General features: G+C 59.0%; 24 protein-coding genes, 1 other RNA gene and 1 pseudogene. 11 read left to right on the top strand and 15 right to left on the bottom strand.

From position 1 onward, the window contains the following. Positions 1-113 precede the first annotated feature (113 nt). The 4 genes from zipA (at position 114) to ffs (ending at position 5,123) form a co-directional block, all read left to right on the top strand. Positions 114-977 (top strand): cell division protein ZipA, encoded by an 864-nt coding sequence (zipA, locus tag ACIPZE_RS27760; protein WP_129391495.1) that lies wholly within the window; start codon positions 114-116, stop codon positions 975-977. A gap of 145 nt (positions 978-1,122) precedes the next feature. Next, a complete protein-coding gene (gene ligA / locus ACIPZE_RS27765) occupies positions 1,123-3,477 on the top strand; it encodes an NAD-dependent DNA ligase LigA (protein WP_400776590.1) in 2,355 nt (784 codons plus the stop codon). Positions 3,478-3,659: 182 nt separating this feature from the next. Next, entirely contained in the window at positions 3,660-4,823 is a 1,164-nt protein-coding gene (locus ACIPZE_RS27770) for a putative zinc-binding metallopeptidase (RefSeq protein ID WP_400776592.1), read from the top strand. A gap of 203 nt (positions 4,824-5,026) precedes the next feature. Continuing rightward, an RNA gene (ffs, locus tag ACIPZE_RS27775) (signal recognition particle sRNA small type) lies at positions 5,027-5,123 on the top strand. A 196-nt stretch (positions 5,124-5,319) separates the two neighbouring features. On the opposite strand, the gene ACIPZE_RS27780 is transcribed toward ffs, so the two are convergent. Continuing rightward, complete coding sequence (locus tag ACIPZE_RS27780) at positions 5,320-6,069, bottom strand: substrate-binding periplasmic protein (protein ID WP_400776595.1); 750 nt, start codon at positions 6,067-6,069, stop codon at positions 5,320-5,322. 145 nt (positions 6,070-6,214) lie between these two features. Here ACIPZE_RS27780 and dnaX point away from each other — a divergent pair, with 145 nt between their 5' ends. From dnaX to ACIPZE_RS27805, 5 genes are all read left to right on the top strand, one after another. Continuing rightward, positions 6,215-8,317 (top strand): DNA polymerase III subunit gamma/tau, encoded by a 2,103-nt coding sequence (gene dnaX, locus ACIPZE_RS27785; protein WP_400776597.1) that lies wholly within the window; start codon positions 6,215-6,217, stop codon positions 8,315-8,317. Between the two features lie 67 nt (positions 8,318-8,384). Continuing rightward, a complete protein-coding gene (locus tag ACIPZE_RS27790; RefSeq protein ID WP_042558527.1) occupies positions 8,385-8,723 on the top strand; it encodes a YbaB/EbfC family nucleoid-associated protein in 339 nt (112 codons plus the stop codon). 280 nt (positions 8,724-9,003) lie between these two features. Next, positions 9,004-10,038, top strand: coding sequence for an NADP-dependent oxidoreductase (locus ACIPZE_RS27795; protein WP_129391512.1), 1,035 nt, complete (start codon positions 9,004-9,006; stop codon positions 10,036-10,038). A gap of 66 nt (positions 10,039-10,104) precedes the next feature. Then, positions 10,105-10,707 (top strand): recombination mediator RecR, encoded by a 603-nt coding sequence (recR, locus tag ACIPZE_RS27800; RefSeq protein WP_283437103.1) that lies wholly within the window; start codon positions 10,105-10,107, stop codon positions 10,705-10,707. Positions 10,708-10,861: 154 nt separating this feature from the next. After that, positions 10,862-12,010, top strand: coding sequence for an acyl-CoA dehydrogenase family protein (locus ACIPZE_RS27805; protein ID WP_283437102.1), 1,149 nt, complete (start codon positions 10,862-10,864; stop codon positions 12,008-12,010). A 90-nt stretch (positions 12,011-12,100) separates the two neighbouring features. Here ACIPZE_RS27805 and ACIPZE_RS27810 read toward each other — a convergent pair whose 3' ends face one another. Next, on the bottom strand, positions 12,101-12,649 hold the full coding sequence (locus ACIPZE_RS27810; RefSeq protein WP_024012326.1) for an adenine phosphoribosyltransferase: 549 nt from the start codon (positions 12,647-12,649) through the stop codon (positions 12,101-12,103). Positions 12,650-12,727: 78 nt separating this feature from the next. Beyond that, entirely contained in the window at positions 12,728-13,462 is a 735-nt protein-coding gene (fnr, locus tag ACIPZE_RS27815) for a fumarate/nitrate reduction transcriptional regulator Fnr (RefSeq protein WP_141129035.1), read from the bottom strand. Between the two features lie 154 nt (positions 13,463-13,616). Here fnr and ACIPZE_RS27820 point away from each other — a divergent pair, with 154 nt between their 5' ends. Further along, a complete protein-coding gene (locus ACIPZE_RS27820; RefSeq protein WP_400776602.1) occupies positions 13,617-14,099 on the top strand; it encodes a hypothetical protein in 483 nt (160 codons plus the stop codon). On the opposite strand, the gene hemN is transcribed toward ACIPZE_RS27820, so the two are convergent. The 8 genes from hemN to ACIPZE_RS27860 form a co-directional block, all read right to left on the bottom strand. Further along, positions 14,096-15,478 carry an oxygen-independent coproporphyrinogen III oxidase gene (gene hemN, locus ACIPZE_RS27825; RefSeq protein ID WP_283437100.1) on the bottom strand — a complete coding sequence of 461 codons (1,383 nt, stop codon included), beginning with the start codon at positions 15,476-15,478 and terminating at the stop codon, positions 14,096-14,098. The genes ACIPZE_RS27820 and hemN overlap by 4 nt on opposite strands. A gap of 170 nt (positions 15,479-15,648) precedes the next feature. Continuing rightward, positions 15,649-16,332 (bottom strand): sulfite exporter TauE/SafE family protein, encoded by a 684-nt coding sequence (locus ACIPZE_RS27830; RefSeq protein WP_187681069.1) that lies wholly within the window; start codon positions 16,330-16,332, stop codon positions 15,649-15,651. Next, positions 16,325-16,537, bottom strand: coding sequence for a cbb3-type cytochrome oxidase assembly protein CcoS (gene ccoS / locus ACIPZE_RS27835; protein WP_077571858.1), 213 nt, complete (start codon positions 16,535-16,537; stop codon positions 16,325-16,327). The genes ACIPZE_RS27830 and ccoS overlap by 8 nt, the downstream gene beginning before the upstream one ends. Before the next feature lie 22 nt (positions 16,538-16,559). Then, positions 16,560-19,010 (bottom strand): heavy metal translocating P-type ATPase, encoded by a 2,451-nt coding sequence (locus ACIPZE_RS27840; protein ID WP_400776606.1) that lies wholly within the window; start codon positions 19,008-19,010, stop codon positions 16,560-16,562. 212 nt (positions 19,011-19,222) lie between these two features. Continuing rightward, positions 19,223-19,762, bottom strand: coding sequence for a FixH family protein (locus ACIPZE_RS27845; protein ID WP_129391537.1), 540 nt, complete (start codon positions 19,760-19,762; stop codon positions 19,223-19,225). A gap of 11 nt (positions 19,763-19,773) precedes the next feature. Further along, entirely contained in the window at positions 19,774-21,189 is a 1,416-nt protein-coding gene (gene ccoG / locus ACIPZE_RS27850) for a cytochrome c oxidase accessory protein CcoG (protein ID WP_129391540.1), read from the bottom strand. 238 nt (positions 21,190-21,427) lie between these two features. Then, the gene (locus tag ACIPZE_RS27855; protein ID WP_129391543.1) at positions 21,428-21,631 is read right to left on the bottom strand and encodes a type II toxin-antitoxin system Phd/YefM family antitoxin; all 204 of its coding nucleotides are present in this window, start codon (positions 21,629-21,631) and stop codon (positions 21,428-21,430) included. A gap of 148 nt (positions 21,632-21,779) precedes the next feature. Then, positions 21,780-21,980 (bottom strand): hypothetical protein, encoded by a 201-nt coding sequence (locus ACIPZE_RS27860; RefSeq protein ID WP_400776611.1) that lies wholly within the window; start codon positions 21,978-21,980, stop codon positions 21,780-21,782. 295 nt (positions 21,981-22,275) lie between these two features. On the opposite strand from ACIPZE_RS27860, the gene ACIPZE_RS27865 reads away from it, so the two are divergent. Continuing rightward, positions 22,276-23,280, top strand: a complete 1,005-nt coding sequence (locus tag ACIPZE_RS27865) for a metallophosphoesterase (RefSeq protein WP_283437095.1) — start codon at positions 22,276-22,278, stop codon at positions 23,278-23,280. Between the two features lie 52 nt (positions 23,281-23,332). Here ACIPZE_RS27865 and ccoP read toward each other — a convergent pair whose 3' ends face one another. The 4 genes and pseudogenes from ccoP to ACIPZE_RS27885 form a co-directional block, all read right to left on the bottom strand. Beyond that, the gene (ccoP, locus tag ACIPZE_RS27870) at positions 23,333-24,316 is read right to left on the bottom strand and encodes a cytochrome-c oxidase, cbb3-type subunit III (RefSeq protein ID WP_283437094.1); all 984 of its coding nucleotides are present in this window, start codon (positions 24,314-24,316) and stop codon (positions 23,333-23,335) included. Then, a complete protein-coding gene (locus ACIPZE_RS27875; protein ID WP_003175465.1) occupies positions 24,313-24,498 on the bottom strand; it encodes a CcoQ/FixQ family Cbb3-type cytochrome c oxidase assembly chaperone in 186 nt (61 codons plus the stop codon). The genes ccoP and ACIPZE_RS27875 overlap by 4 nt, the downstream gene beginning before the upstream one ends. Before the next feature lie 5 nt (positions 24,499-24,503). Continuing rightward, positions 24,504-25,112: a cytochrome-c oxidase, cbb3-type subunit II gene (gene ccoO, locus ACIPZE_RS27880; protein ID WP_129391555.1), complete on the bottom strand. Its 609-nt coding sequence runs from the start codon at positions 25,110-25,112 to the stop codon at positions 24,504-24,506. Continuing rightward, positions 25,112-25,657 (bottom strand): annotated as a pseudogene (locus ACIPZE_RS27885) (cbb3-type cytochrome c oxidase subunit I); the annotation flags it as partial. The pseudogene ACIPZE_RS27885 and the gene ccoO, both read right to left, overlap by 1 nt.

Consider the following 25,657-nt stretch of genomic DNA (forward strand, 5'->3'; position numbering starts at 1 on the left):
GTTTACGTGGGCATATCTCCTGTAAGAACTTAGAGTTGTCTCCACGTTTTAAAGCGGTTTGCACAGTGTAAACCCCTTATTTTTCAGCATTTTTTATAGAGGCACGGGATTACATGGAAATCGGTCTGCGCGAGTGGCTGATCGTCATCGGCATCATAGTGATAGCCGGTATTCTTTTCGATGGCTGGCGCCGTATGCGCGGCGGCAAGGGAAAACTGAAATTCCGTCTTGACCGAAGTCTGTCCAACCTGCCGGACGAGGACACCAGCGCTGAGCTGTTGGGCCCGGCCCGCGTTCTGGACAACCATAAAGAACCACAGCTGGACGAACACGATCTGCCGTCGGTGAGCATGCCGGCCCGCGAAGCTCGCGAGCCTCGCGAATCCGCTTCGAAACGTGGCAAGCGTGGCAGCAATGGCCCGGCTCAGGGTGACCTGAACCTCGACCTGGATCTGGACGGCGGCCCGAGCTTCAGCAGCCGTGACGACGATTTTGTTGAAAACACCAAGCCTGCTCCGGCGCTGGTCGAGAAAGATCAGCCGCAAGCCGAGGAAGTTCTGGTGATCAGCGTGATCTGCCGTGACGCTGCCGGCTTCAAAGGCCCGGCGCTGTTGCAGAACATTCTCGAAAGCGGTCTGCGTTTCGGCGAGATGGATATTTTCCATCGCCACGAAAGCATGGCCGGCAACGGTGAAGTGCTGTTCTCCATGGCCAATGCGGTCAAGCCGGGCATCTTCGATCTGGACGACATCGACCATTTCAGCACCCCGGCGGTGAGCTTCTTCCTCGGCCTGCCAGGCCCGCGTCATCCGAAGCAAGCCTTCGACGTGATGGTGGCTGCAGCCCGCAAGCTGTCGCAGGAACTCAATGGCGAACTGAAAGATGACCAGCGCAGTGTTTTGACCGCGCAGACGATTGAGCACTACCGTCAGCGCATCGTCGAATTCGAACGCCGCGCCCTGACCCAGAAGCGCTAAGGCCAGATCAAAAGATCGCAGCCTGCGGCAGCTCCTACAAAGGATCGCGATCCTGTAGGAGCTGACGAGTGCAGCGAGGCTGCGATCTTTTAAGGATGAAACTGGAGCAGCCTCGGCTGCTCTTTTGCTTTATGAGAGAACACCCATGACCGCCGCCAAAAACCGCATTCTCGAGCTGCGCGCTGAACTCGATCAACACAACTACCGTTACCACGTCCTTGACGAGCCGAGTATTCCGGATGCCGAGTACGACCGGTTGTTTAGAGAGCTGAAGAATTTAGAGGATGAGCATCCGGAGTTTTTCAGTTCGGACTCTCCAACTCAAAGGGTTGGCAGTGTAGTTAGTTCTGTCTTCACAAAGGTTCAGCACGACGTTCCCATGTTGAGCCTGGACAACGCGTTCAGTGAAGCCGAAATGATCGATTTTGATCGGAGAGTGGGGAAGGGGCTAGGCCTCGCTTCTGGAGATCTATTCGGTCCAGGGGAAGTCGAATATAGCTGTGAGCCGAAACTAGATGGACTAGCGATTAGCTTGCTCTATGAGGATGGAAAGCTAGTTCGCGGTGCTACGCGCGGTGATGGTGCTGTTGGTGAAGACGTGACTGCTAACGTGCGGGTTGTTCGCAGTATCCCGTTAAAACTTAGTGGAAAGGATTGGCCGCGACTTTTAGAGATTCGTGGCGAAGTATTCATGACTAAGGCGGGGCTCGATAAGCTTAATGAGACGCAGGCTGAAGCTGGTGCAAAGCTCTTCGCAAATCCGCGTAACGCCGCTGCTGGCAGCCTACGACAGTTAGACTCTAGTATTACTGCAAAGCGTCCACTTCAGTTTTGTAGTTACGGGGTTGGGCATGTTGAGGGGGAGTTGCCAGAAAAATATACAGAAGTTCTTTCAGCTCTCAAAGAGTGGGGGGTGCCAGTTAGTCATGAGTTGGTCGTGGCGCGAGGCATAGATCAATGCTTGGCGTACTATGAGGATATTGGGCGGCGCAGAAGCTCACTTCCTTATGATATTGATGGCGTGGTGTTTAAGGTAAATGATGTCACTCAGCAGCGAATGCTGGGTTTTAGTGCGAGAGTTCCTCGTTGGGCAATTGCTCAGAAATTTCCTGCTGTGGAAGAATTAACAACCCTGCTGAATATTGACTTTCAGGTTGGTCGCACAGGCGCTGTAACTCCAGTTGCTAGATTGCAGCCGGTAAAGGTTGGTGGTGTAGTTGTTTCTAACGCCACCTTGCACAATATGGCTCAAGTCGAAAAGCTTGATTTGAAGATAGGGGACATCGTAACGGTGCGACGCGCCGGTGATGTGATCCCTCAAGTTATCGGGGTCACTTTAGAGCGGCGACCCGATAATGCTTCGCCTGTAGTTATCCCAAGTTTATGTCCTGCTTGCGGAGCCCGGGTTGAAAGAACGAAACTGGTCAGGCATACCAAGGCGGGTAAGATTTTTACCGAAGGTGCAATCTATCGCTGTGTTGCGGGTTTAAACTGCAGTGCTCAGTTGAAGCAGTCAATAATTCATTTTGTCTCACGTCGCGCTATGAACATAGATGGGCTTGGAGAAAAGATTGTTGAGCAACTGGTTGAGGAGGGGCTGGTTGCATCTCCTGCAGATTTGTATTCCCTTAAATTTGAGCAGATAGTTGATTTGGAGGGCTTTGCGAAACTCTCCAGTAGTAATCTGCTAGACTCTATTGTCCTCAGTAAAGCACCTACGCTGGCTCGGTTTATATACGCATTAGGTATTTCTAATGTTGGTGAGGAAACGGCGAAGGTATTGGCTAGATCGCTTGGGTCCCTAGATCGAATTATTCTGGCCCTTCCTGAAGTTCTGACCTATCTTCCGGATATTGGGTATGAAGCTGCTGAAGATATTCATAATTACTTCATCGATGAGCGAAATGCGCTGACGGTAAAGCAGTTGCGAAAAGAACTGGCTATTGTTGAATCTGGAGAGCTGCATGGGGAGCTGGCATCCAGTGTCTCTCTTGGGAGCTTGATAGAAAAGTTACATATAAATTCCATCGGTTCCACTGCAGCTGAAAAGCTTGATAAGAAATTCGGTGGTGAATTAGATAAGTTGATCGATGCTGACTGGTTGGAGCTTGCAACGGTTCTGACAACCGCTCAGTGGAAAAATGTTCGTGCTTTTTTTGATGTTGAAGAAAATAGAAAGAAAGCTCAGTCTATTGAAGATCAGTTGCGGGAATTTGGTATGCATTGGGCGTTGGTGAAAAAAGAAGTCACTGCGCTGCCTGAGAGCGGAAAAACTTGGGTGTTGACTGGAACACTGGAGTTTATGAGTAGAGAAGTTGCCAAGGAATATTTGGAAAAATTAGGTGCCAAGGTTTCTGGCTCCGTATCGGCTAAAACCTATCGTGTAGTGGCGGGGCCGGGTGCCGGATCTAAACTGACCAAGGCAAACGAATTGGGTGTGGAAGTAATGGACGAAGAAAACTTCATCTCCTTCCTCAAAGACCGTGGCTTTCAGGTCTGACACGAAACCTGTGGTGAGGGGATTTATTTGATCGTTCCCACGCTCCCGCGTGGGAACGCCGCCCCGGACGCTCCGCGTCCGCTGTGACGCAGAGCGTCACTGGATGCATTCCCACGCAGAGCGTTGGAACGATCAACCCGCAACAATGATCTAGTCTTGGCAAGCCCCAGGGAGAGATCGCCATGCACCGCTTTTTCGAGCAGCTCAGTTCTCGCATCATCGCGCCGTTCATGGGCGAATCCTCACGCAACAGCAAAGTCTGGCCGTGCCGCTGCGGCCAGTCGCTGTTCTTTCGCAACAGCCAGTGCCTGGCGTGCAGCGCCTTGCTCGGTTATCAGCCTGAAGAAAGTCGCCTGACCTCGCTGCAGCCCGGGCCGTACGAGGGCACCTGGACGCTCGACGCCGATCCCGACTCGGGATTGTTCCGCCGCTGCGCCAACCTCGACACAGCCGCCGCGTGCAACTGGCTGCTGCGGGCCAATGATCACGACAGACTGTGCGTTGCCTGCAGTCTCAACCGCACCATCCCTGATCTGTCCGTCCCGGACAACCCCGAACGCTGGCGCAAAGTCGAAATCGCCAAGCGTCGACTGGTGGCGCAACTGATTACTCTAGGCTTGCAGGTCATCCCGAAAACAGTCGATGAAAACACCGGCCTGGCCTTCGATTTCATTGGCGTTGACCTCGAAGGCAATGCGCCGATGACCGGCCACGCCAACGGCCTGATCACCCTCGACATCAAAGAAGCCGACGACGCCCACCGCGAGCAGGTGAGGGCGGCGATGCATGAACCCTATCGCACGTTGCTCGGGCATTTTCGTCATGAGGTTGGCCATTACTACTGGGATCGCCTGATCGCCAACGGCCCCTGGCTCGATTCATTCCGCAGCCTGTTCGGCGACGAACGCGCCAGTTATGCCGAGGCGCTGGACCGTCACTACCAGCAAGGCGCACCGCTGGACTGGCCACAGCAATACGTCAGCGCCTACGCAACCATGCACCCGTGGGAGGATTGGGCGGAAACCTGGGCGCATTACCTGCACATGATGGACGCGGTCGATACCGCGCTGGGTTTTGGCATGAGCGCACGGGAAATGGATTTCGACTACCAGCCGTTTCCGCCCAGCACGCTGTATGAGCCGGAACATCCCGGTGGCGAGGCGTTCCTGTCGTTCGTCAACGCGTGGATCGAACTGGCGGGGATGCTCAATGAATTGTCCCGCAGCATGGGTCAGCCGGATTTCTATCCGTTCGTGCTGCCGGCGCCGGCGATTGCCAAACTGCACTTCATTCATCTGGTGATCCAGCAGGCGGGCGGCAAGGCGGATGAGGTATTGGCGCTATAAGGTCAAAAGATCGTCCGATCGCGGCCCGAGCCTTCGGCAGCTCCTACAGGTGAACGCGGATCTTTGTAGGAGCTGCCGCAGGCTGCGATCTTTATGTCCTTGAAGCGATTCATATTTTTAATCTGCAACCAACGGTTGTAACTTCACCTCAGATAGGTACAATGGCGCGGCTCGCCGACAGGCAAGCGTCGTTATGGTGACCCCATCGGTCCCCCCGCAACGATTACCCGTGAACCTGGTCAGAGCCGGAAGGCAGCAGCCACAGCGGGAACATTGTGTGCCGGGGTGTGGCTGGTGGGGTTACCACCTTAACGAACAATCGAACGCTTCAACCAGAACTGCATGGGTTTCGCCCACTGCGGTTTTTTTGTGTCTGCGATTTACCAGGTCGGCACAAATCCCTTGTAGGAGTGAGCCTGCTCGCGATGGCGGTGTGTCAGTCAGTTCATTTTTGGGAGACAGGACGCCATCGCGAGCAGGCTCACTCCTACAGGGGTTATGGGGCGGCTTCAGGGCTGCCGGTGTAGAGCCGGATAATCTCATCAATCTCCCCCGACATTTTCATCCGCAGCAACGTGCGCAAGATCCGCTGCACCGGCACCTTCGGGTCATTCCTCACGTAGCAACCGACCTTCTGCTCTTGCAACACCGCCACCGCTTGCAATTGCTTCTCCGGCGTCAGTCGCTGATTAAACCAGTCCAGCGTCCACTGATTGCTCACCGCATAGCGATAACGCCCGGCCAGCAGCTTCTCCAGCACCTGCTCCTGATTGCGCGCATCTTCACGTTGCAGGCGATCGGCATCGAACAGTGGTTGCAGGGTAGGGTAGATGTAGCCAAGCACGGTGCCGATGGATTGCCGGGGCAGGTGCGCGGGGTCGGCGCTGGTCGGCTGATCCTTGCGGCTGATCAACAGATCTCGCTGGAACAACAGCGGCAGACTCCAGATGTAATCCCCCGACTGATTCGGCAGCCAAGACTGCGCGGCATAGCAGCGCACGTCGATCTCGCCGTGTTCCATCGCACTTTGTACCCGTGCACGCGGCAGGACGTGAAACTCGGCCGGCACGCCAACCTGGGTGGCCAGGCTGAGCATGATGTCGTAGAGGATGCCTTGGGTCGGGCGACCGCGTTCGAATTGCACCATCGGCATCGCCCAGCTGTCGGGCATGGCGAAGCGCAACGGCGGTTCCGCTGCCGTCACGCTCAGGCTGATTCCCAGCAGTGCCCCCAAGGCCCAACGCATAAACGCTCCGGTAATTCCCGATCCTGAGCCGATAAAAGCCTCTGCTCATGCAGCTTAGCCATATTAGACGAGGACACCGGATGCAATTTTGCCCCTGCTCCGCTAGCATTAGCCGCTTCAGCTTCCTTCGTTGCGACGGTTTTCGATGAGTTATCAGGTTCTTGCACGTAAATGGCGTCCGCGCTCGTTCCGCGAAATGGTCGGCCAGACCCATGTGCTCAAGGCTCTGATCAATGCCTTGGACAGCCAGCGGCTGCACCATGCGTACCTGTTCACCGGTACGCGCGGGGTGGGTAAAACCACGATTGCGCGGATCATTGCCAAATGCCTGAACTGTGAGACAGGTATCACTTCCAGCCCGTGCGGCGAATGCTCGGTGTGTCGGGAAATCGATGAAGGCCGTTTCGTCGACCTGATCGAGATCGACGCCGCGAGCCGGACCAAGGTCGAAGACACCCGCGAGCTGCTCGACAACGTGCAGTACGCGCCGAGCCGTGGGCGCTTCAAGGTCTACCTGATCGACGAAGTGCACATGCTTTCCAGCCATTCCTTCAATGCGCTGCTGAAAACCCTCGAAGAGCCGCCGCCGTACGTCAAGTTCATCCTGGCGACCACTGACCCGCAGAAACTTCCGGCAACGATTTTGTCGCGCTGTTTGCAGTTCTCGCTGAAGAACATGACGCCTGAGCGTGTGGTCGAGCATCTGACCCACGTACTGACCGCCGAAAACGTGCCGTTCGAAGACGATGCGCTGTGGCTGCTCGGTCGCGCCGCTGACGGTTCGATGCGTGATGCCATGAGCCTGACCGATCAGGCGATCGCCTTCGGTGAAGGCAAGGTGCTGGCCACTGACGTGCGGGCGATGCTCGGCACGCTCGATCACGGTCAGGTCTATGACGTCCTGCATTCGTTGATCGAAGGCGACGCCAAGGCGTTGCTCGAGGGCGTGCGTCACCTGGCCGAGCAAGGCCCGGACTGGAACGGCGTGCTGTCGGAAATTCTCAACGTGCTGCACCGCGTAGCCATCGCTCAGGCGCTGCCGGAAGGCGTCGATAACGGCCATGGCGACCGCGATCGCGTACTGGCACTGGCGCAGGCCTTGCCGGCCGAAGACGTGCAGTTCTATTACCAGATGGGCCTGATCGGTCGCCGCGATTTGCCGCTGGCGCCGGATCCGCGCGGCGGTTTCGAAATGGTCCTGCTGCGAATGCTGGCCTTCCGGCCCGCCGACACTGCGGACGCGCCGAGGCAACCGCTAAAGCCAGTGGGGATCAGCCAGGCCACAGTTGATTCCGCAAACTCAGTGGCTGCCGCGCCTAAACCTGCGCCGGTAGTTGCTGCGGCTGTTGCGCCAACGCCTGCGCTAGCACCTGCACCAGTGGCGGCTCCTGCCCCGACGCCAGAGCCTGCTCCGGTTGCTCCGGTTGCGCAGCCAGAACCGGAACCTGCGCCCTTCGTCGCCGAAGCAGTCGTCGACTTGCCATGGAATGACCCGGTAGAGCCTGAGCCAGAAGCCGAGCCCGAGCCTGCCCAGCAGCCAGCCGTCGAGCCAATGCTGGAAACCGCCGCCGAGCAACCCGAGTTGCCGCCGATGCCATTGCCGACCCCGGACAGCGTCGTCCCGGACGCCCCCGAGTGGGCTGCCGCGCCGATTCCCGAGCCGTCGGTCGCCGAAGTCGATGCCGCCACACCGGGCATGGACATGGACGATGAGCCGCCGCTGGACGAGGATTACATCGAGCCAGACATCGACTCGGCCTACAGCTACCTCGACGAACTGGCCAGCGAACACGCCGCCGAGCCTGCGCCGGAACCTGAGCCGGAACCGGCTGCCGCACCGGCCACCGGCCTCGCATTGCAATGGCTGGAGTTGTTCCCGAAACTGCCGATTTCCGGCATGACCGGCAGCATCGCCGCCAACTGCACGTTGATCGGTGTCGATGGCGACCATTGGCTGATGCACCTCGACCCGGCGCACAGCGCACTGTTCAATGCCACGCAACAGCGTCGTCTCAACGATGCGTTGAACCAGTTCCATGGCCGCCCGCTGACGCTGACCATCGAGCTGATCAAGCCCGAGCAGGAAACCCCGGCCCAGGCCGCGTCCCGTCGCCGGGCCAACCGTCAGCGCGAGGCGGAGGAGTCGATCCACGGCGATCCGTTCATCCAGCAGATGGTCCAGCAGTTCGGTGCCGTCGTGCGACACGATACTATTGAACCTGTCGACGCCTTGGTCGCCCAGGGCTAATAACTGAAGGTGCCCGGCCTCGCTGGCCGGGCGCTGTTTTGATCCAAGTACTTTTGAGGTGATTCCCATGATGAAAGGTGGCATGGCCGGCCTGATGAAGCAGGCGCAGCAGATGCAGGAAAAAATGGCCAAGATGCAGGAAGAACTGGCCAACGCCGAAGTCACCGGCAAGGCCGGCGGCGATATGGTCACCGTGGTGATGACCGGTCGTCACGACGTCAAAAGCGTCAGCATCGACCCGAGCCTGGTTGAAGGCCTGAGCGAAGACGACAAAGAAATGCTCGAAGCCGTCGTAGCCGCCGCCGTCAACGACGCCGTGCGCAAGATCGAAGCCAACAGCCAGGAAAAAATGGGCGGCATGACCGCCGGCATGAACCTGCCAGCCGGTATGAAACTGCCATTCTGATTCGCCATTTGGCGGCAGATGAGCTACACAAAATGCCAGGCATCGCGCCTGGCATTTTTGTTTCTGCCCCATTGATCGTTCCCACGCTCTGCGTGGGAATGCCGCTCGGGACGCTCCGCGTCCCAAGTCCAGAGTCGAACGCAGAGCGTCCGTTGAGGCATTCCCACGCGGAGCATGGGAACGATCAGCCCGGTTCGCCTGTATAAACATCGAACGTGCAAAAGCCTCAACGGTCTGCTCCCTATACCCGCTGAATTCATCATTCACAGGAGACGCTGACATGTCCGACCCTCTTACCCTCAATCAACGCTTCGTCCTCGCCTCGCGCCCGGTTGGCGCGCCGACCCCGGAAAACTTCCGCCTCGAACGCGAAGCCCTGCCGGATCTGCAGGATGGCGAGGTACTGCTGAAAACCCTCTATCTGTCCCTCGATCCCTACATGCGCGGACGCATGAGCGACGCACCTTCCTACGCCGCCCCGGTGCAAATCGGCGAGGTGATGACCGGCGGCGCAGTCAGCCGTGTCGAAAACTCGCGTCATCCGAAATTCCATAAAGGCGATCTGGTGGTCGGCGCCACCGGTTGGCAGAGCCACAGCATCAGCGACGGCCGCAACATCATTCCGATTCCATCGGGGTTGCCGAGCCCGTCGATGGCCCTCGGCGTGCTGGGCATGCCGGGTATGACCGCGTACATGGGGCTGATGGACATCGGCCAGCCGAAGGAAGGTGAAACGCTGGTGGTTGCCGCAGCGTCCGGTGCCGTGGGTTCGGTGGTCGGCCAAGTGGCGAAAATCAAAGGCCTGCGCACCGTGGGTGTGGCTGGCGGTGCCGAGAAGTGCAAATACGTGGTCGAGGAATTGGGTTTCGACGCCTGCATCGATCACAAGGCCGCAGACTTCGCCGAACAATTGGCCAAAGCCTGCCCCAAGGGCATCGACATCTATTACGAGAACGTCGGTGGCCATGTTTTCGACGCGGTCGTGCCGTTGCTCAACGCCAAGGCGCGCATCCCGCTGTGCGGTCTGATTGCCGGTTATAACGCCTCTGAGGCACCGCAAGGCCCGGATCGTCTGCCGATGCTGCAACGCACGCTGCTGACCAAACGCGTGCGCATTCAGGGCTTCATCGTCTTTGACGATTATGGTGACCGTCAGCCGGAATTCATCAGCCACATGGTGCCGTGGGTACGCGACGGCAAGGTGAAATTCCGCGAAGACGTGGTCGAAGGCCTGGAGCAGGCGCCCGAGGCGTTTATCGGCCTGCTGGAAGGGCGCAACTTCGGCAAACTGGTGGTTCGGGTTGCCCCGGACTGAGTATTTGACGCTGGCCGGAGGCGCGGGTATAAACCGCGTCTCGTTGTTTTGTCGGACTTTTTACCCATGAGCTTCAGCCCTTTGATTCGCCAACTGATCGACGCTCTGCGCACCTTGCCGGGCGTGGGTCAGAAAACCGCCCAGCGCATGGCGTTGCAGATGCTCGAGCGTGACCGCAGCGGCGGCTTGCGTCTCGCCCAGGCCTTGAGCCAGGCCATGGAAGGCGTCGGCCACTGCCGGCAATGTCGCACGCTGACCGAAGACGATCTGTGCCCGCAATGCGCCGATACTCGCCGCGACGATACGTTGCTGTGCGTGGTGGAAGGGCCGATGGACGTTTACGCAGTCGAGCAGACCGGTTTCCGGGGGCGCTACTTTGTGCTCAAGGGGCATTTGTCGCCGCTCGATGGCTTGGGGCCTGAGGCGATCGGCATTCCGCAACTGATGGCGCGGATCGAAGAGGCGGGCACGTTTGCTGAAGTCATCCTCGCGACCAATCCGACGGTGGAAGGCGAGGCCACGGCGCACTACATCGCGCAGTTGTTGCAGCACAAAGGCCTGATCGCCTCGCGGATTGCCCATGGTGTGCCGTTGGGCGGCGAGCTGGAACTGGTTGACGGCGGCACGCTGGCGCATTCGTTTGCCGGGCGTAAACCGATCGCCCTCTGATAAAAATCAAAAGATCGCAGCCTGCGGCAGCTCCTACAGGGAAACGCATTCGGATGTAGGAGCTGCCGCAGGCTACGATCTTTTGATCTTCTGTATCTTGTAAACCAAGCAAGCGCTCGGTTAACGTCGGCGAACCCTTCCGTGGAGCTCGCCCATGCCTGCCTTTCAGGAATACTTCGACCCCAGCCATCAAATGGTCCGCGACAGCGTCAGACGTTTCGTCGAGCGCGAAATCCTGCCTGGCATTGACGAGTGGGAAGAAGCCGAAAGCTTTCCGCGTGAGCTCTACCTGAAGGCCGGCGCCGCCGGGATCCTCGGCATCGGTTACCCCGAAGCGCTGGGCGGCAGCCATGCAGGTGATCTATTCGCCAAGGTCGCCGCCAGTGAAGAACTGATGCGCTGCGGCTCAGGCGGACTCGTCGCGGGGCTGGGCTCGCTGGATATCGGTCTGCCACCGATCGTCAAATGGGCGCTCCCCGACGTGCGTGATCGCGTCGTCCCGCAAGTGCTCAGCGGCGAAAAAATCAGCGCCTTGGCCGTGACCGAGCCGGGCGGTGGTTCCGACGTCGCCAACCTGCAAACCCGTGCCGTGCGCGACGGCGATTATTACCGGGTCAGCGGCAGCAAAACCTTTATCACCAGTGGCGTACGCGCCGATTACTACACCGTTGCGGTGCGCACCGGCGCGGCGGGTTTCGGCGGCATCAGCCTGCTGCTGATCGAGAAAGGCACCGCCGGTTTCACCGTCGGCCGGCAGTTGAAGAAAATGGGCTGGTGGGCGTCGGACACCGCTGAATTGTTCTTCGACGACTGCCGAGTGCCGGTAGGAAATCTGATCGGCGCCGAGAATATGGGCTTCGCCTGCATCATGGGCAATTTCCAGAGTGAACGCCTGGCACTGGCACTGATGGCCAACATGACCTCGCAGCTTGCACTGGAGGAGAGCCTGAAATGGGCGCGTGAGCGTGAGGCGTTCGGCAAGCCGATTGGCAAATTTCAGGTGATCAAGCATCGGTTGGCTGAGATGGCAACGGCGCTGGAGGTGTCTCGGGAATTCACCTATCGGCAGGCGGCGAAAATGGCGGCGGGGCAGAGTGTGATCAAGGAGATTTCCATGGCGAAGAACTTTGCCACGGACACCTCGGACCGGATCACCACGGAGGCGGTGCAGATTCTTGGTGGGCTGGGTTACATGCGCGAGAGCCTGGTGGAACGGCTGTATCGGGATAACCGCATTCTGTCGATTGGCGGCGGGACGCGTGAGGTGATGAACGAAATCATCAGCAAGCAGATGGGGCTTTAAAAGCAAAAGATCGCAGCCTTCGGCAGCTCCTACAGGGAAACGCACATCCCAATGTAGGAGCTGCCGAAGGCTGCGATCTTTTGACCTTGATTATTTATCGGTCAACGCAAACTGCGTCAGGCAAAACGTCGGGATGCCCATGTCCTGCAGACGCTGCGAACCTTGCAGCTCCGGCAAATCAATGATCGCCGCCGCCTCATGCACCCGCGCGCCCATCCGGCGAATCAGGTTGGCCGCCGCGATCAGCGTTCCGCCGGTGGCGATCAAGTCATCGAACATCACCACCGAATCGCCTTCGCACAGGCTGTCGGCGTGCACTTCGAGGAACGCTTCGCCGTACTCGGTCGCGTAACCTTCGGCCAACACGTCCGCCGGCAGTTTGCCTTGCTTGCGGAACAGCACCAGCGGCTTGTTCAACTGATAAGCCAGTACCGAACCGATCAGGAAACCGCGCGCATCCATCGCACCGATGTGGGTGAAGTCGGCTTCGACGTAGCGGTGGGCGAAGCTGTCCATCACCAGGCGCAGGGCGGTTGGCGACTGGAACAGCGGGGTGATGTCGCGAAAGATCACGCCCGGTTTCGGGAAGTCGATCACGGGGCGGATCAGGGATTTGATGTCGAAGGAGTCGAAGACCATCGTCGAGGTGTCCTGGCAGGGCTGCAAACGGCGCAGTATACCCGCGGCTGAAACGGTTCGCTCAACCGCGGATCGGCATTAGCCTTCGAGCGAGCCACCGGCCAGGGCGCAGAGCTGGATCGGGTCGAGGATGTGGATCTCCTTGCCCTCGGCGGCAATCAGCTCGTTCTGCTGGAAGCGCGTGAACACTCGGGACACGGTTTCCACCGCCAGACCGAGGTAGTTACCAATTTCGTTACGCGACATTGCCAGGCGGAACTGATTGGCCGAGAAGCCGCGAGCGCGGAAGCGTGCCGACAGGTTGACCAGAAACGTGGCGATGCGCTCGTCGGCGGTTTTTTTCGACAGCAGCAACATCATTTGCTGGTCGTCGCGGATTTCGCGGCTCATCACGCGCATCAACTGACGGCGCAATTGCGGCAATTGCAGGGCCAGTTCGTCGAGGCGTTCGAAAGGAATTTCGCAGACCGAGGTAGTTTCCAGCGCTTGGGCAGACACCGGATGCTTCTCGGTGTCCATGCCGGACAGGCCGACCAGTTCGCTCGGCAGGTGGAAACCGGTCAGTTGTTCTTCGCCGCTGTCGCTCAGGCTGAAGGTTTTCAGGGCGCCGGAGCGTACTGCATAAACGGAATCGAACGTGTCGCCCTGACGGAACAGGAACTCACCCTTTTTCAGCGGGCGGCCGCGTTTAACGATTTCGTCCAGCGCATCCATGTCTTCCAGATTCAGAGAAAGTGGCAGGCAGAGAGGGGCCAGGCTGCAATCCTTGCAATGAGCCTGGTTATGAGCGCGCAGTTTGACTGGCTCGGACATTTCTTAAATCCTTGTGGGAAAACACACATAAGCCGTAAGGGTAACCCACGGGAGGACATTCAGGCCAGTCTGTGGCGACTTTGTCCCACAGCCATAAAGCCGCAGAGCAAGCAGCCGATAAACAGGTATCAGAACGCATACAAGGAATGAATCGATGGCCGCCATTGGCACGCTCAGCCCCGCTGGCAGCGACGTTGCGGCTTTGCCGGAGACGATTAAAACGTCTTCGGGCAACGCCCGCGACGCCAGCTCGACCGAAGACGCAACCCCGACCTTGGTCGAGGGCGTCAAAGTGTCGCTGTCCGGAGCCTCCATCGAAAAATCCGCCGGCGCTGGCGGCGATAATCGCGATATCGAAGAAAGCGGTTTGCCTGAGAACATCCAGCAATTGCTGAAGATGATCCGCAAATTGCAAAAAGAGATTGCCGAGAAAAAGGCGCTCATCGAAGCGGTGATGGCTGACAAGCGCCTGACCAACGAAGAAAAGATCATCAAGGCTGCCAGCTTGCGCGGCGCCATCGCCGCGCTGAATACCGGCTTGATCACGGCCAATCTGGCCTTGTCGAAAGTGGTCGGGCAATCGGGCCTGAGCGCAGACCAGAACCTGAAAGTCGGTTCGCTGCTGATGAAAAACTAGATCACCCGCGAGAAACGCTGGCGGTTCTGTTGTTCCAGGTAGGCGTCGAACACCATGCACACCGAGCGCACCAACAGGCGCCCGGCCGGCAGCACTTCAATCCCTTCGCGACTCAGTTCAATCAGGCCATCGTTGGCCATGCCTTGCAGTTGCGGCCACAGCGCGCCGAAATAGCCCTGAAAATCGACGTTGAATTGCTGTTCGATCTCGGCGAAGTCGAGGCTGAAATTGCAGATCAGTTGCTGGATCACCGCGCGCCGCAGCCGATCATCGGCATTGCACACCAAACCCCGACTGGTCGCCAGTTGTGCAGAGGCGAGGGTGTGCTGGTATTCGTTGAGGTCGCTGCTGTTCTGGCAATACAGGTCGCCGATCTGGCTGATCGCTGAAACGCCGAGGCCAATCAGGTCGCAATGACCGTGGGTGGTGTAGCCCTGGAAGTTGCGTTGCAGGGTTTCCTCTTCCTGGGCGATCGCCAATTCATCGTCGGGCAGGGCGAAATGATCCATGCCGATATAGCGATAACCGGCAGCGGTCAGTTGCTCGATGGTGCGCTGGAGCATTTCCAGTTTGTGCGCCGGGCTCGGCAGTTCATTGGCGTTGATCCGCCGTTGCGGCATGAAGCGCTCCGGCAGGTGCGCGTAGTTGAACACCGAGAGTCGGTCCGGTTGCAGGCTGATGACTTCCTCGACGGTACGGGCGAAATTGTCCGGGGTCTGCTTGGGCAAGCCATAGATCAGGTCGATGTTGATCGAGCGAAATTGCAGGGTGCGCGCGGCGTCGATCACGGCGCGGGTTTCCTCCAGGCTTTGCAGGCGATTGACCGCGCGTTGCACCACCGGATCAAGGTCCTGCAGGCCGATGCTGACCCGGTTGAAACCCAGTTCGCGCAGCAGGCCCATGGTCGACCAGTCGGCTTCGCGCGGATCGATTTCGATGCCGTAATCGCCGGAGTCGTCATCGAGCAGATTGAAATGCTTGCGCAGGTGCGCCATCAGCTGACGCAGTTCGTCGTGGCTGAGAAAGGTCGGGGTGCCGCCGCCGAAATGCAGTTGCTCGACTTGCTGCGCCGGGTCGAGATGGCAGGCGATCAGCTGGATCTCCTGCTCGAGCCGTTGCAGATACGGCAAGGCGCGGCCACGATCCTTGGTGATGACCTTGTTGCAGGCGCAGTAGTAGCAAATGTTCGCGCAGAACGGTACGTGCACGTACAGCGACAACGGGCGCAAGGCTTTGCGGCTGTCACGCAGGGCGTGAAACAGGTCAAAGGTGCCGACCTGACTGTTGAATTGCACGGCCGTTGGATAAGAGGTGTAGCGCGGCCCCGCCAGGTCGTAGCGGCGGATCAGATCAGTGTCCCAACGAATGGCGTCGAGCATGCGGGCATTCCCCCGGATAGGCTGGCAGTGTGGCGAGTCTAGGGGAGGGCGCGCAGGGGCATCTTGATTTGCATCAACAGCATAAGATCAAAAGATCGCAGCCTTCGGCAGCTCCTACAGGGAAACGCATTCCAAAGGTAGGAGCTGCCGAAGGCTGCGATCTTTTGATCTTAATGCCCCATCAACCAATGCTGATGTGGGCCAGGGAGGGTCCAGATGCCGAACAAAATCACCAGCACCCCCCCCGCCATGCGCACGCTGCGCTTGCGCAGCAATGCGGTGACGCGCTCGGCGGCGAGGCCCGTCGCGAGCAACACCGGCCAAGTGCCAAGCCCGAACGCAAGCATCAACAATGCACTGTCCAGCGCATTGCCTTGGCTCGCGCTCCACAGCAACGTGCTGTAAACCAATCCACACGGCAACCAGCCCCACAACGCACCCAGCAATAACGCACGCGGCAGGCTCGACACCGGCAGCAAGCGATTGGCCACGGGCTGGATGTAGCGCCACAAACCGCGTCCAAGGCTTTCGATGCGCGTCAGCCCGCTCCACCAGCCGGCCAGATACAAACCCATGGCGATCAGCAATAGCCCGGCCAGTACGCGCATGAACAGCGCCGCCGGACTGTTGGCCACCGCCCAGCCCGCCAGGCCGATCAGCAGTCCCGCCGTGGCATAACTTAGAATTCGCCCGAGGTTGTACGCCAGCAACAAACGGAAGCGTCGACTGCGCTGCTCCTTGGGAATCGCCAGGGTCAACGCGCCCATCAAGCCGCCGCACATGCCCAGGCAATGGCCGCCACCGAGCAGGCCGAGGATCAGCGCCGACACCAGCAGGGGTGCCAATTCAAGCATGGGGTGGCGCCTTGTCGTCCGGCTTGCTGGCGTTGGCTTCGTCGACGGCCGCGGTGTGATTCGGATCCTGATCGTCGAAGAGGATGCTGTGGGCCGGACCGTCGAGGTCGTCGTACTGACCGCTGTCCACCGCCCAGAAAAAGATATACACGGCGATGGCCACGATCAGCAGTGCGGCCGGGATCATCACGTAGAGAGCTGGCATCTGTACTCCATGCCCGCGCGGCTCAGGCCGGCAGCGGGCGGGTTTCTGACGGGGTGCGCAGGGCCGGCGCGCTCGGCAACCGAGTCAGGCGCAGGGCGTTGAGCACCACGGTCAACGAACTGATCGACATGCCGACGGCGGCCCATATCGGGGTGATCCAGCCGAGGGCGGCGAACGGCAACATGAGGCCATTGTACAGCGCCGCCCACAGCAGGTTCTCGATGATTACCCGGCGAGTGCGCCGTGCCAGCGTGAAGGCTTGGACCAAAGCGTCGAGACGATTGGACAGGAGGACAGCATCGGCACTGGTTTTCGCCAGATCGGTGGCCGAGCCCATGGCCACGCTGATATCTGCGGCAGCCAGCACCGGCACATCGTTGACGCCATCGCCGAGCATCAGCACTTTGCGACCTTCCTTGTGCAGTTGTTGCAGCACCTGCAATTTGTCGTCCGGGCGCAGGCCGCCATGGGCTTCATCAATACCCAGTTCGGCGGCAACACTGGCGACCATCGGCGAGCTATCGCCCGACAACAACAATGTGCGCCAACCGCGCGCCTTGCACGCGGCAAGTAGCGCCGGAGCATCGTCGCGCAGGCGGTCGTCGAGAACGAACCAGGCCAGCGGGCCGTGAGCGTCACCGAGCAGCAACCACTGGCCTGCATCATTCGGCATTGATGGCACGGCGGCGCCGCTGAGAGCACAGACAAACCCGGCCTGACCGATGCGCAAGCGCTGCTCGCCGACCAGCCCTTCGAGGCCAAGCCCCGGGGTACTGTGGACGTCTTCAGCCGCCAGCGGAGCGCGGCCAAAGGCGCGGGCAATCGGGTGTTCCGAACGGTTTTCCAGGGCGGCGGCAAGGCTCAGGCACTGATCGCTGTCGAGCGCGCCGAGCGGGCGGATCGAGCGCAGTACCAGGCGGCCTTCGGTGAGCGTGCCGGTCTTATCGAAAATCACTGTGTCGATCTGATTCAGGCCTTCCAGCACATGCCCGCGCGTCAACAGCAGGCCGAGTTTGTGCAAGGTGCCGGTGGCGGCAGTCAGCGCCGTCGGCGTGGCCAGCGACAGCGCGCACGGGCAGGTCGCGACCAGCATGGCGAGGACAATCCAGAAGGCGCGAGAGGAATCCAGCTCCCACCACAGCAGGCCAATGGCGGCCGCAGCGATCAAAGACAACAGCAGGAACCATTGCGCGGCCCGGTCGGCGATTTCTGCCAGCCGTGGTTTTTCCGCCTGGGCGCGGTCGAGCAGGCGGACGATGGCCGACAACCGCGTGTCCTGGCCCAGCGCCTGCACTTCAACCGTCAGCGCGCCTTCGACATTCAGCGTGCCGGCGGTCACCGCATCACCGGGCATGCGCGCCTGTGGCAGGTATTCGCCGGTCAGCAGCGATTCGTCGATGCTCGACTGGCCAACGATGATTTTGCCGTCTGCCGGCAGAATCGAGCCGGGCTGGACGAGAATTTGATCACCCAGGCGCAATTCGCTGAGCAGGATGCGTTCGCTCTGGCCGTGGTTGTCCAGGCGCAGACACGAAGCGGGCAACAGATTGACCAACTGCGCCGTGGCGGCCGCGGTGCGTTCCCGGGCGCGGCGTTCCAGATAGCGTCCGGCGAGCAAAAACAGCGCGAACATGCCCACCGCGTCGAAATACAACTCGCCGACACCGGTGATCGAGGTCCAGATGCCGGCGATATAAGCACTGCCGATGGCCAGCGACACCGAGACATCCATGGTCAGGTGCCGGGTACGCAAATCGCGCATCGCCCCTTTGAAGAACGGCGCGCAACTGTAGAACACGATTGGCGTGGTCAGGAACAACGCCACCCAGCGCAGAATCGTGTGCAGCTCGGGACTGAGGTCGATGTTGAATTCCGGCCAGGTCGCCATCGTCGCCATCATCGCCTGGAACCACAGCAGTCCGGCCACACCGAGCTGGCGCAGGGCCAGACGGTTTTCGCTGGCCAGTTGTTCGCTGGCGCGGTCGGCCTGATACGGATGCGCGGCGTAACCGATGTGGCGCAGCTCGGCGAGGATCTGGCTCAGCGGCAATTGCGCATCGGCCCAGCTTACGTGCAGGCGATGGTTGGACAGGTTCAGGCGCGCCTCGGCCACGGCGGGCAGCGTGCGCAGGTGTTTCTCGATCAGCCAGCCACATGCGGCGCAACTGATGCCTTCCATCAGCAAGGTGGTTTCGGCCAGATCGCCTTCATGACGAACGAACGGTTTTTGCACGTCGGCGCGGTCGTACAGCGCCAACTCATCGACCAGTTGCACCGGCAGCGCCTCGGGGTTGGCCGAGGCTTCGCTGCGATGCTGGTAATAACTTTGCAGACCGCCAGCGACGATGGCTTCGGCCACGGCCTGGCAGCCAGGGCAGCAGAATTCGCGGGATTCCCCGAGTACGACAGCGGTGAAGCGGCTGCCGGACGGGACGGGCAGGGCGCAGTGGTAGCAGGGGAGTGGGGTGGTCATGGCATCGTTGGGGGGGTAAGCCCTTGCATTGGGGTTGTCCGCTTGCCCTCACCCCAGCCCTCTCCCGGAGGGAGAGGGAGCCGATCGGTGTGAGCCGGAAAAACAGGTTCAGTCTTCGAAATCCTCACAGCCATACACAACACGTGCAAACGCTCGAGATCAGTTCCCTCTCCTGGGGGAGAGGGCTAGGGTGAGGGGGCTTTTGAAGTTGTTTACTTCTTCAGGTCTTCGGCGCCTTGCAGGGGTTCGTCGCCGAGCAGCAGGTCCTTGTCGTGGCTGACCAGTTCTTCTTCGAACATACGCCAGACGTGGTCATCCTGACTGCCGAGCAATTCGACAAACCGGCGACCTTCGACCTTGTCACCCAATTGACCGATGTAGCGGCCCGCTTCGCTTTCGCTGCGAGTCAGGATGATCTTGCGATCCTTCTCCGGCTGGGTCGGCGAAATCAGATTCAGCTCCAGGGTCTTCGGCTGGCTGTCGCCGCTCAGGCGCAGATCGACTTCGCCAGTGACATCATCCAGGTGCACATTGGCGCGCATCTTCAGGTTTTGCGCCAATAACTCACGATCCAGCGAACGATTGATGCCCTTGCCGGCCTCGTAGTAGTTGTCGTTGACCAGGTTGTCCGGGTTGTTCACCGCGATGGTCACCATGGACAGGGTCAGCGTCACCGAACAGGCCAGAATCCCGATGATGATCCATGGCCAAAGGTGCTTGTACCAGGGACTTGCGGCGTTTGCTGCGGGCATGTTCAGTTCTCTCAACGGATTTGTGGGCCGATGAATCGGCTCTTGGCTTCAACGTGGACGCTGTCGTCATCGGCATCCTTGAGGATGAATTTCACCTCGTTGGTGCTCGATGGCAGTTGTTCCGGTGCGCTCGACAACTCGACCGGCATGCTGAAAATATCACCGGCCGCGACCTTGATCTCGCGCTTGCCTTGCAGGCGCAGATCCGGCAAACCGCTGGCTTCGAGCACGTAAGTGTGGTCGCGCTGATCCTTGTTCATGATCTTCAGGCTGTAGACGTTTTCGATCCTGCCTTCAGCGTTTTCGCGGTATAGCACGCGGTCTTTGCTGACGTCGAAACCGACCAGCGAGCGCATCACGAATGCAGTGACCAACAGGCTGATCATTGCCAGCAGCACGATGGCATAACCGATCAGGCGAGGCCTCAGTTTATGGGTTTTCTGCCCGGACAGGTTGTGTTCGGTGGTGTAGCTGATCAGGCCGCGCGGGTAATCCATTTTGTCCATGATGCTGTCGCAGGCGTCGATGCATGCCGCGCAGCCGATGCACTCGATCTGCAGGCCATCGCGGATGTCGATACCGGTCGGGCAGACCTGCACGCACATCGTGCAATCGATACAGTCACCAAGGCCCTGGGCCTTGTAGTCGATACCTTTCTTGCGCGGCCCACGGCTTTCGCCACGGCGCGGATCGTAGGAAACGATCAGTGTGTCCTTGTCGAACATCACGCTCTGGAAGCGCGCATACGGACACATGTAAATGCACACCTGCTCGCGCAACCAGCCGGCGTTGCCATAAGTGGCGAGAGTGAAGAAGCCGACCCAGAAATACGACCAGCCATCGGCCTGGCCGGTGAAGAATTCGAAGACCAGTTCGCGAATCGGCGAGAAGTAACCGACGAAGGTCATGCCGGTGACGAAACCGATCAGCAGCCACATCACGTGTTTGGCGGCTTTGCGCAGAAATTTGTTGGCGCTCATCGGCGCCTTGTCGAGCTTGATGCGCTGGTTGCGGTCGCCTTCGGTGACCTTCTCGCACCACATGAAAATCCACGTCCAGACACTTTGCGGACAGGTGTAGCCGCACCAGACGCGGCCGGCATACACGGTAATGAAGAACAGACCGAACGCCGCGATGATCAACAGGCCCGAGAGCAGGATGAAATCCTGTGGCCAGAACGTTGCGCCGAAGATGAAGAACTTGCGCTCTGGCAGGTTCCACCACACGGCCTGATGGCCGCCCCAGTTCAGCCACACCGTACCGAAATACAACAGGAACAATGCCGCGCCGCCCATCATCCGCAAGTTGCGGAACAGGCCGGTGAAAGCGCGGGTGTAGATTTTTTCTCTTGAGGCGTAAAGGTCGACGCTGTTGTTCGCGTTTTTGCTCGGTGGCGTGACGTCGTGTACTGGAATCTGGTTGCTCATCATTGCATCCCACGGCAGTGGAAAAATGCCTCGGTCGATACGTGCCAACCGCGGTCAAAAAGGGGTGTTGCAGTGGCGCAATGATACGCCTGTCGCTCTAGCTCAAGGGTGCGACCTTTGGTCGCGTTGGGGGCGAAGCCTGAATGGTGTAGCGAATGTAGCAAAGCCTGATGCAGGTCAATTGACTTGTTGAGTATGGACAGTTTTGACGCGGTCGCTAATTCATTGTTCTGATGACTTACCTTTCGACGGCCTTGGGCATCTGTAGCAAGTTCACAATGTTTGCCCTGGTGCTGATGAGTTTTTGGTATTCCTCAAAACACAAAAGGACGTGAGACGCCTTGCCATGGTCGGTGATCATTACAGGGCCATGGTGCGCAGCCACCTGAGCACCGCTGGTGTCCTGTTCGAATTCTCGGCTGGATAGGGTGGTGATGGGCATCTTGGTCGACCTTTGAGAGTTGGAATGCGAAAAATTTACTGTTTGCCGTCAGCGATCACTAGTGACTCTGCCCGTCGCTCGGTTGTTTCCTGATGTGAGTTGAGACGGTCCTGCATGCTGCAGCGACCGTCTCAGGCCGATTCAAAACTCAGGGAAGCCGACCACCGCCCAGGCTGTCGAGACTGCCAGTATTCCTGTGCGGTTTTGTGGTGCTGTTGGCGTCGGGTTGCAGCGGCGTTCCAAGGGTCAGCACGGCGGGATTCAGGGCGTGTTCCGATGAGCCGCAAGCCTGTTCGGTTTCAGCGAGGTCCTGCTCATCGGGCAGTTGCGTGTTGTCATCATTAGACATGGCGGCTTCATCCTTGAAGTTGCTCCAATGCGGATCATCGGGCTGCTCAAAACCCTATCGCCGATGGTCAATCGAGTCCATCGGACAAGTGTCTCAAGGTATGAAACGCAAACGGAACGGCCCCGCCAGTACACATTGGCTGGGCCGTTTTTGTACGCGAGATCAATGTGCTGGAAATATAATTAGTTAATTGTCAGGTTTTAAAGTTGCGGTCTTCTCGAATAGTTTAGTTGCTTGCGCCGTTCTTCTGAAGTTGCGTATTGGTGTTTATAGATCAGGTTAAAAATGGAGTTGTATGAATATAAAGGATGTTAAAAAAATGCTCGCCGGACTTTGCCTGTCATCGCTGGCTTCTTTTGCCCATGCAGATGCGGGCGTTCCACAGCACATGGTATTTGCCTCGGATCCTCAATACCCGTGGACGGAAAAATCGGACAGTGGTGAAGAGGAGTCGAGCGCGGACTTTGAAAAACGCTCGAAATGGCTGGTTGAAAGCCAATTCGCGAGTATTGCGCAGTTCCGCAACGAAATGGGCGGGCAGCGCGCAGTGCCGCTGATGATCAACGGCGACATGACCGCCTTCGGCCACGGCTGGCAACGCTCGTTTGTAGGGTCGATGTTGAAGAAATACTTTGCTGATGACTATCTTTACGGCTTAGGTAATCACGACTATCAGAACAATGTCGGCGACTGTTTTAGCGAGAGTTGCGCAGCGGGCAGTATCGTCGATTATCGCGACCATCATGTCGATAAAGTCGATCAGTTTGATCTTGCAGTCACCGGAGGTCTTCTCAATAAACAATATTTGGGTAGCCTGGCTTATTCAAAGAACATCGGTGAAGTGCATCTGGTGCAACTTAACAATGAGCCGACTTACCAGGTGAAAATTTCCCATGCCTTGAATCCGACCACGTTCGACATCAAGCAGTCGCTGGACTGGCTGGAGAATGATTTGCGGATAGCGCGGATGCAGGGATCGGTGATCATTATCAATATGCACAAACCCTATGATTGGGCGGGCAGTTGGGATGAGCAAAAACGCTTTCGTGCGATGATCGAAAAATATCAGGTGACGGCGATGTTCGCCGGCCATTTCCATGCCGATGGCGGCATGATGAGTTACATAGGCAGCGTGCCGATGTTCCTCAGTGGGGCGGCTTCTCGGCAGACGTACCTGACGGCCAGCTTTTCCAAGGATCGCAAGCAGCTGGAGGTCAGCCTGGTGGAGGGCAACCAGTGGCGTGAACGTATGCCGGTGGCGACGGTGCCGGTAAAGTCGATCTTTGCCAGCCGACCATAAAAAAGCCCCCGCCAGATCAGTGGCGGGGGCTTCGTTGCAGCGCAAGCCGGGCTTATTGGGCGTCGGCTTCCGGTGCTTTTTCACCGTGTGACAGGCTGTAAACATACGCCGCCAGCAGGTGCACCTTGTCGTTGCCTTGCAGTTGTTCCTGCGCAGGCATCTGGCCCTGACGGCCGTAACGGATGGTCTGCTGCAACTGCGCGAAGCTCGAACCGTAGATGAATGCACCCGGGTGGGTCAAGTTAGGCGCGCCCATCGCTGGGGTGCCTTTGCCTTCCGGTCCGTGGCAGGCCACGCAGTTGGCGGCGAACAGTTTGCCGCCGTTGGCCGGGTCAGCCTTGGCGTCTTCCGGCAGCTTACGGCCATCGAGTTTGGTCACGACGAATGCCGCGACGTCGGCAACGCCTTGCTCGCCAATGACTTCTGCCCAGGCCGGCATCACCGCGTGACGACCGCCCATGATGGTGGTCTTGATGGTTTCCGGCTCGCCGCCCCAGCGCCAGTCGGCGTCGGTCAGGTTAGGGAAACCGTAAGCGCCCTTGGCGTCGGAACCGTGGCACACCGAGCAGTTGGAGGCGAACAGACGGCCACCCATTTTCAGTGCTTGCGGATCCTTGGCGACTTCTTCGATTGGCATGGCAGCGAACTTGGCGAAGATCGGACCGAACCTGGCGTCCGAGCGGGCCATTTCCTTTTCCCACTCGTGCACGCCGGTCCAGCCGGTCTGGCCGTTGGCGAACGCGGTCTGCTTGTCGTTATCGAGGTAGTTGTAGCCCGGCAGCAGGCCTTTCCAGTTGCCCAGACCCGGGTACAGCACCAGGTAACCCAGAGCAAAAATGATCGTGCCAACGAACAGCATGAACCACCATTTCGGCAGTGGGTTGTCGTACTCCTCGATCCCGTCGAAGGAGTGCCCGACCGTCTCGTCCGTCTGTTCGCTGCGCTGGCCCTTGCGGGTCGACAGCAGCAGCCAGGTCAGGGCGAAGATCGTACCGAGACTGAGGACTGTGACGTACAGACTCCAGAATGTAGTCATTCTTTGTTACTCCTAGAAGCTTGCTCGACGTGCTTGATGGCTTCGGGATCATCCGCAAAAGGCAACAAGGTCGCGTCTTCAAACTCCGACTTGCGCTTGGGGCTGAACACCCACAACGCCAGACCGATGAAGGCCACCATCACAACAACGGTGCCCAGGCCACGAATCATCCCGATATCCATCTAATTCACCGTTTGCTTTTGATGATGGTGCCCAGGCCTTGCAGATAGGCCACCAGCGCGTCCATTTCGGTTTTGCCCTTCACGGCATCCTTGGCCCCGGCGATGTCTTCGTCGGTGTAAGGGACGCCGAGCGTGCGCAACACTTCCATTTTCTTGGCGGTGTCTTTGCCGTCGAGCTTGTTTTCCACGAGGAACGGGTACGCCGGCATTTTCGACTCGGGCACGACGTTGCGCGGGTTGTACAAGTGCGCACGGTGCCAGTCATCGGAGTAACGACCGCCGACACGGGCCAGATCCGGGCCGGTACGCTTGGAACCCCACAGGAACGGGTGATCCCAGACGCTTTCGCCGGCAACCGAGTAGTGGCCGTAGCGTTCGGTTTCAGCGCGGAACGGACGGATCATCTGCGAGTGGCAGCCGACACAGCCGTTGGCGATGTAGATGTCGCGGCCTTCCAGTTCAAGGGCGGTGCGTGGCTTCATGCCTTCGACCGGCTTGTTGGTGACGTCCTGGAAAAACAGCGGAACGATTTGGGTCAGGCCGCCAACACTGACGGCGATGACCATGAAGAAAGCCAGCAGGCCAATATTCTTCTCGACAGCTTCATGCTTCATCAGTGAGCTCCAACGACAGCGATCTGGGCAGCGGCTTCGGCTTCGGCCGGGTTCGAGGCGCGCACGGTGCGCCAGACGTTGTAAGCCATCAGGAACATGCCGCTGGCGAAGAAAGCCCCGCCCAGCGCACGGACGATGTAGCCCGGGTGGCTGGCCTGCAGCGCTTCAACGAACGAGTAGGTGAGGGTGCCGTCGTCGTTGATTGCACGCCACATCAGGCCCTGAGTGATGCCGTTGACCCACATCGAAGCGATGTACAGCACGGTGCCGATCGTCGCCAGCCAGAAGTGCGCGTTGATCAGGCCGACGCTGTGCATCTGCGCACGACCGAACAGTTTCGGGATCATGTGGTAGATCGCGCCGATCGAGATCATCGCCACCCAGCCCAGCGCGCCGGCGTGTACGTGGCCGATGGTCCAGTCGGTGTAGTGCGAAAGCGAGTTGACGGTCTTGATCGCCATCATCGGCCCTTCGAAGGTCGACATGCCGTAGAACGCCAGCGATACCACAGGAAGCGCAGGATCGGGTCGGTGCGCAGCTTATGC

Origin of the sequence: Pseudomonas sp. NPDC089741 (assembly GCF_044748825.1) — a bacterium.
In the GTDB taxonomy this organism is placed as follows: domain Bacteria; phylum Pseudomonadota; class Gammaproteobacteria; order Pseudomonadales; family Pseudomonadaceae; genus Aquipseudomonas; species Aquipseudomonas helmanticensis.

Coding starts and splice junctions, on each gene's coding strand:
- ACIPZE_RS27865 (WP_283437095.1), top strand. CDS start 22,276: ATGAATATAAAGGATGTTAAAAAAATGCTCGCCGGACTTTGCCTGTCA.
- fnr (WP_141129035.1), bottom strand. CDS start 13,462: ATGTCCGAGCCAGTCAAACTGCGCGCTCATAACCAGGCTCATTGCAAG.
- ACIPZE_RS27855 (WP_129391543.1), bottom strand. CDS start 21,631: ATGCCCATCACCACCCTATCCAGCCGAGAATTCGAACAGGACACCAGC.
- ACIPZE_RS27795 (WP_129391512.1), top strand. CDS start 9,004: ATGTCCGACCCTCTTACCCTCAATCAACGCTTCGTCCTCGCCTCGCGC.
- zipA (WP_129391495.1), top strand. CDS start 114: ATGGAAATCGGTCTGCGCGAGTGGCTGATCGTCATCGGCATCATAGTG.
- ACIPZE_RS27860 (WP_400776611.1), bottom strand. CDS start 21,980: ATGTCTAATGATGACAACACGCAACTGCCCGATGAGCAGGACCTCGCT.
- ACIPZE_RS27820 (WP_400776602.1), top strand. CDS start 13,617: ATGGCCGCCATTGGCACGCTCAGCCCCGCTGGCAGCGACGTTGCGGCT.
- ACIPZE_RS27805 (WP_283437102.1), top strand. CDS start 10,862: ATGCCTGCCTTTCAGGAATACTTCGACCCCAGCCATCAAATGGTCCGC.
- recR (WP_283437103.1), top strand. CDS start 10,105: ATGAGCTTCAGCCCTTTGATTCGCCAACTGATCGACGCTCTGCGCACC.
- ACIPZE_RS27810 (WP_024012326.1), bottom strand. CDS start 12,649: ATGGTCTTCGACTCCTTCGACATCAAATCCCTGATCCGCCCCGTGATC.
- ccoS (WP_077571858.1), bottom strand. CDS start 16,537: ATGCCAGCTCTCTACGTGATGATCCCGGCCGCACTGCTGATCGTGGCC.
- ACIPZE_RS27830 (WP_187681069.1), bottom strand. CDS start 16,332: ATGCTTGAATTGGCACCCCTGCTGGTGTCGGCGCTGATCCTCGGCCTG.
- ligA (WP_400776590.1), top strand. CDS start 1,123: ATGACCGCCGCCAAAAACCGCATTCTCGAGCTGCGCGCTGAACTCGAT.
- ACIPZE_RS27845 (WP_129391537.1), bottom strand. CDS start 19,762: ATGCCCGCAGCAAACGCCGCAAGTCCCTGGTACAAGCACCTTTGGCCA.
- ACIPZE_RS27780 (WP_400776595.1), bottom strand. CDS start 6,069: ATGCGTTGGGCCTTGGGGGCACTGCTGGGAATCAGCCTGAGCGTGACG.
- ccoO (WP_129391555.1), bottom strand. CDS start 25,112: ATGAAGCATGAAGCTGTCGAGAAGAATATTGGCCTGCTGGCTTTCTTC.
- ACIPZE_RS27840 (WP_400776606.1), bottom strand. CDS start 19,010: ATGACCACCCCACTCCCCTGCTACCACTGCGCCCTGCCCGTCCCGTCC.
- ACIPZE_RS27770 (WP_400776592.1), top strand. CDS start 3,660: ATGCACCGCTTTTTCGAGCAGCTCAGTTCTCGCATCATCGCGCCGTTC.
- ACIPZE_RS27790 (WP_042558527.1), top strand. CDS start 8,385: ATGATGAAAGGTGGCATGGCCGGCCTGATGAAGCAGGCGCAGCAGATG.
- ccoG (WP_129391540.1), bottom strand. CDS start 21,189: ATGAGCAACCAGATTCCAGTACACGACGTCACGCCACCGAGCAAAAAC.
- hemN (WP_283437100.1), bottom strand. CDS start 15,478: ATGCTCGACGCCATTCGTTGGGACACTGATCTGATCCGCCGCTACGAC.
- ccoP (WP_283437094.1), bottom strand. CDS start 24,316: ATGACTACATTCTGGAGTCTGTACGTCACAGTCCTCAGTCTCGGTACG.
- ACIPZE_RS27875 (WP_003175465.1), bottom strand. CDS start 24,498: ATGGATATCGGGATGATTCGTGGCCTGGGCACCGTTGTTGTGATGGTG.
- dnaX (WP_400776597.1), top strand. CDS start 6,215: ATGAGTTATCAGGTTCTTGCACGTAAATGGCGTCCGCGCTCGTTCCGC.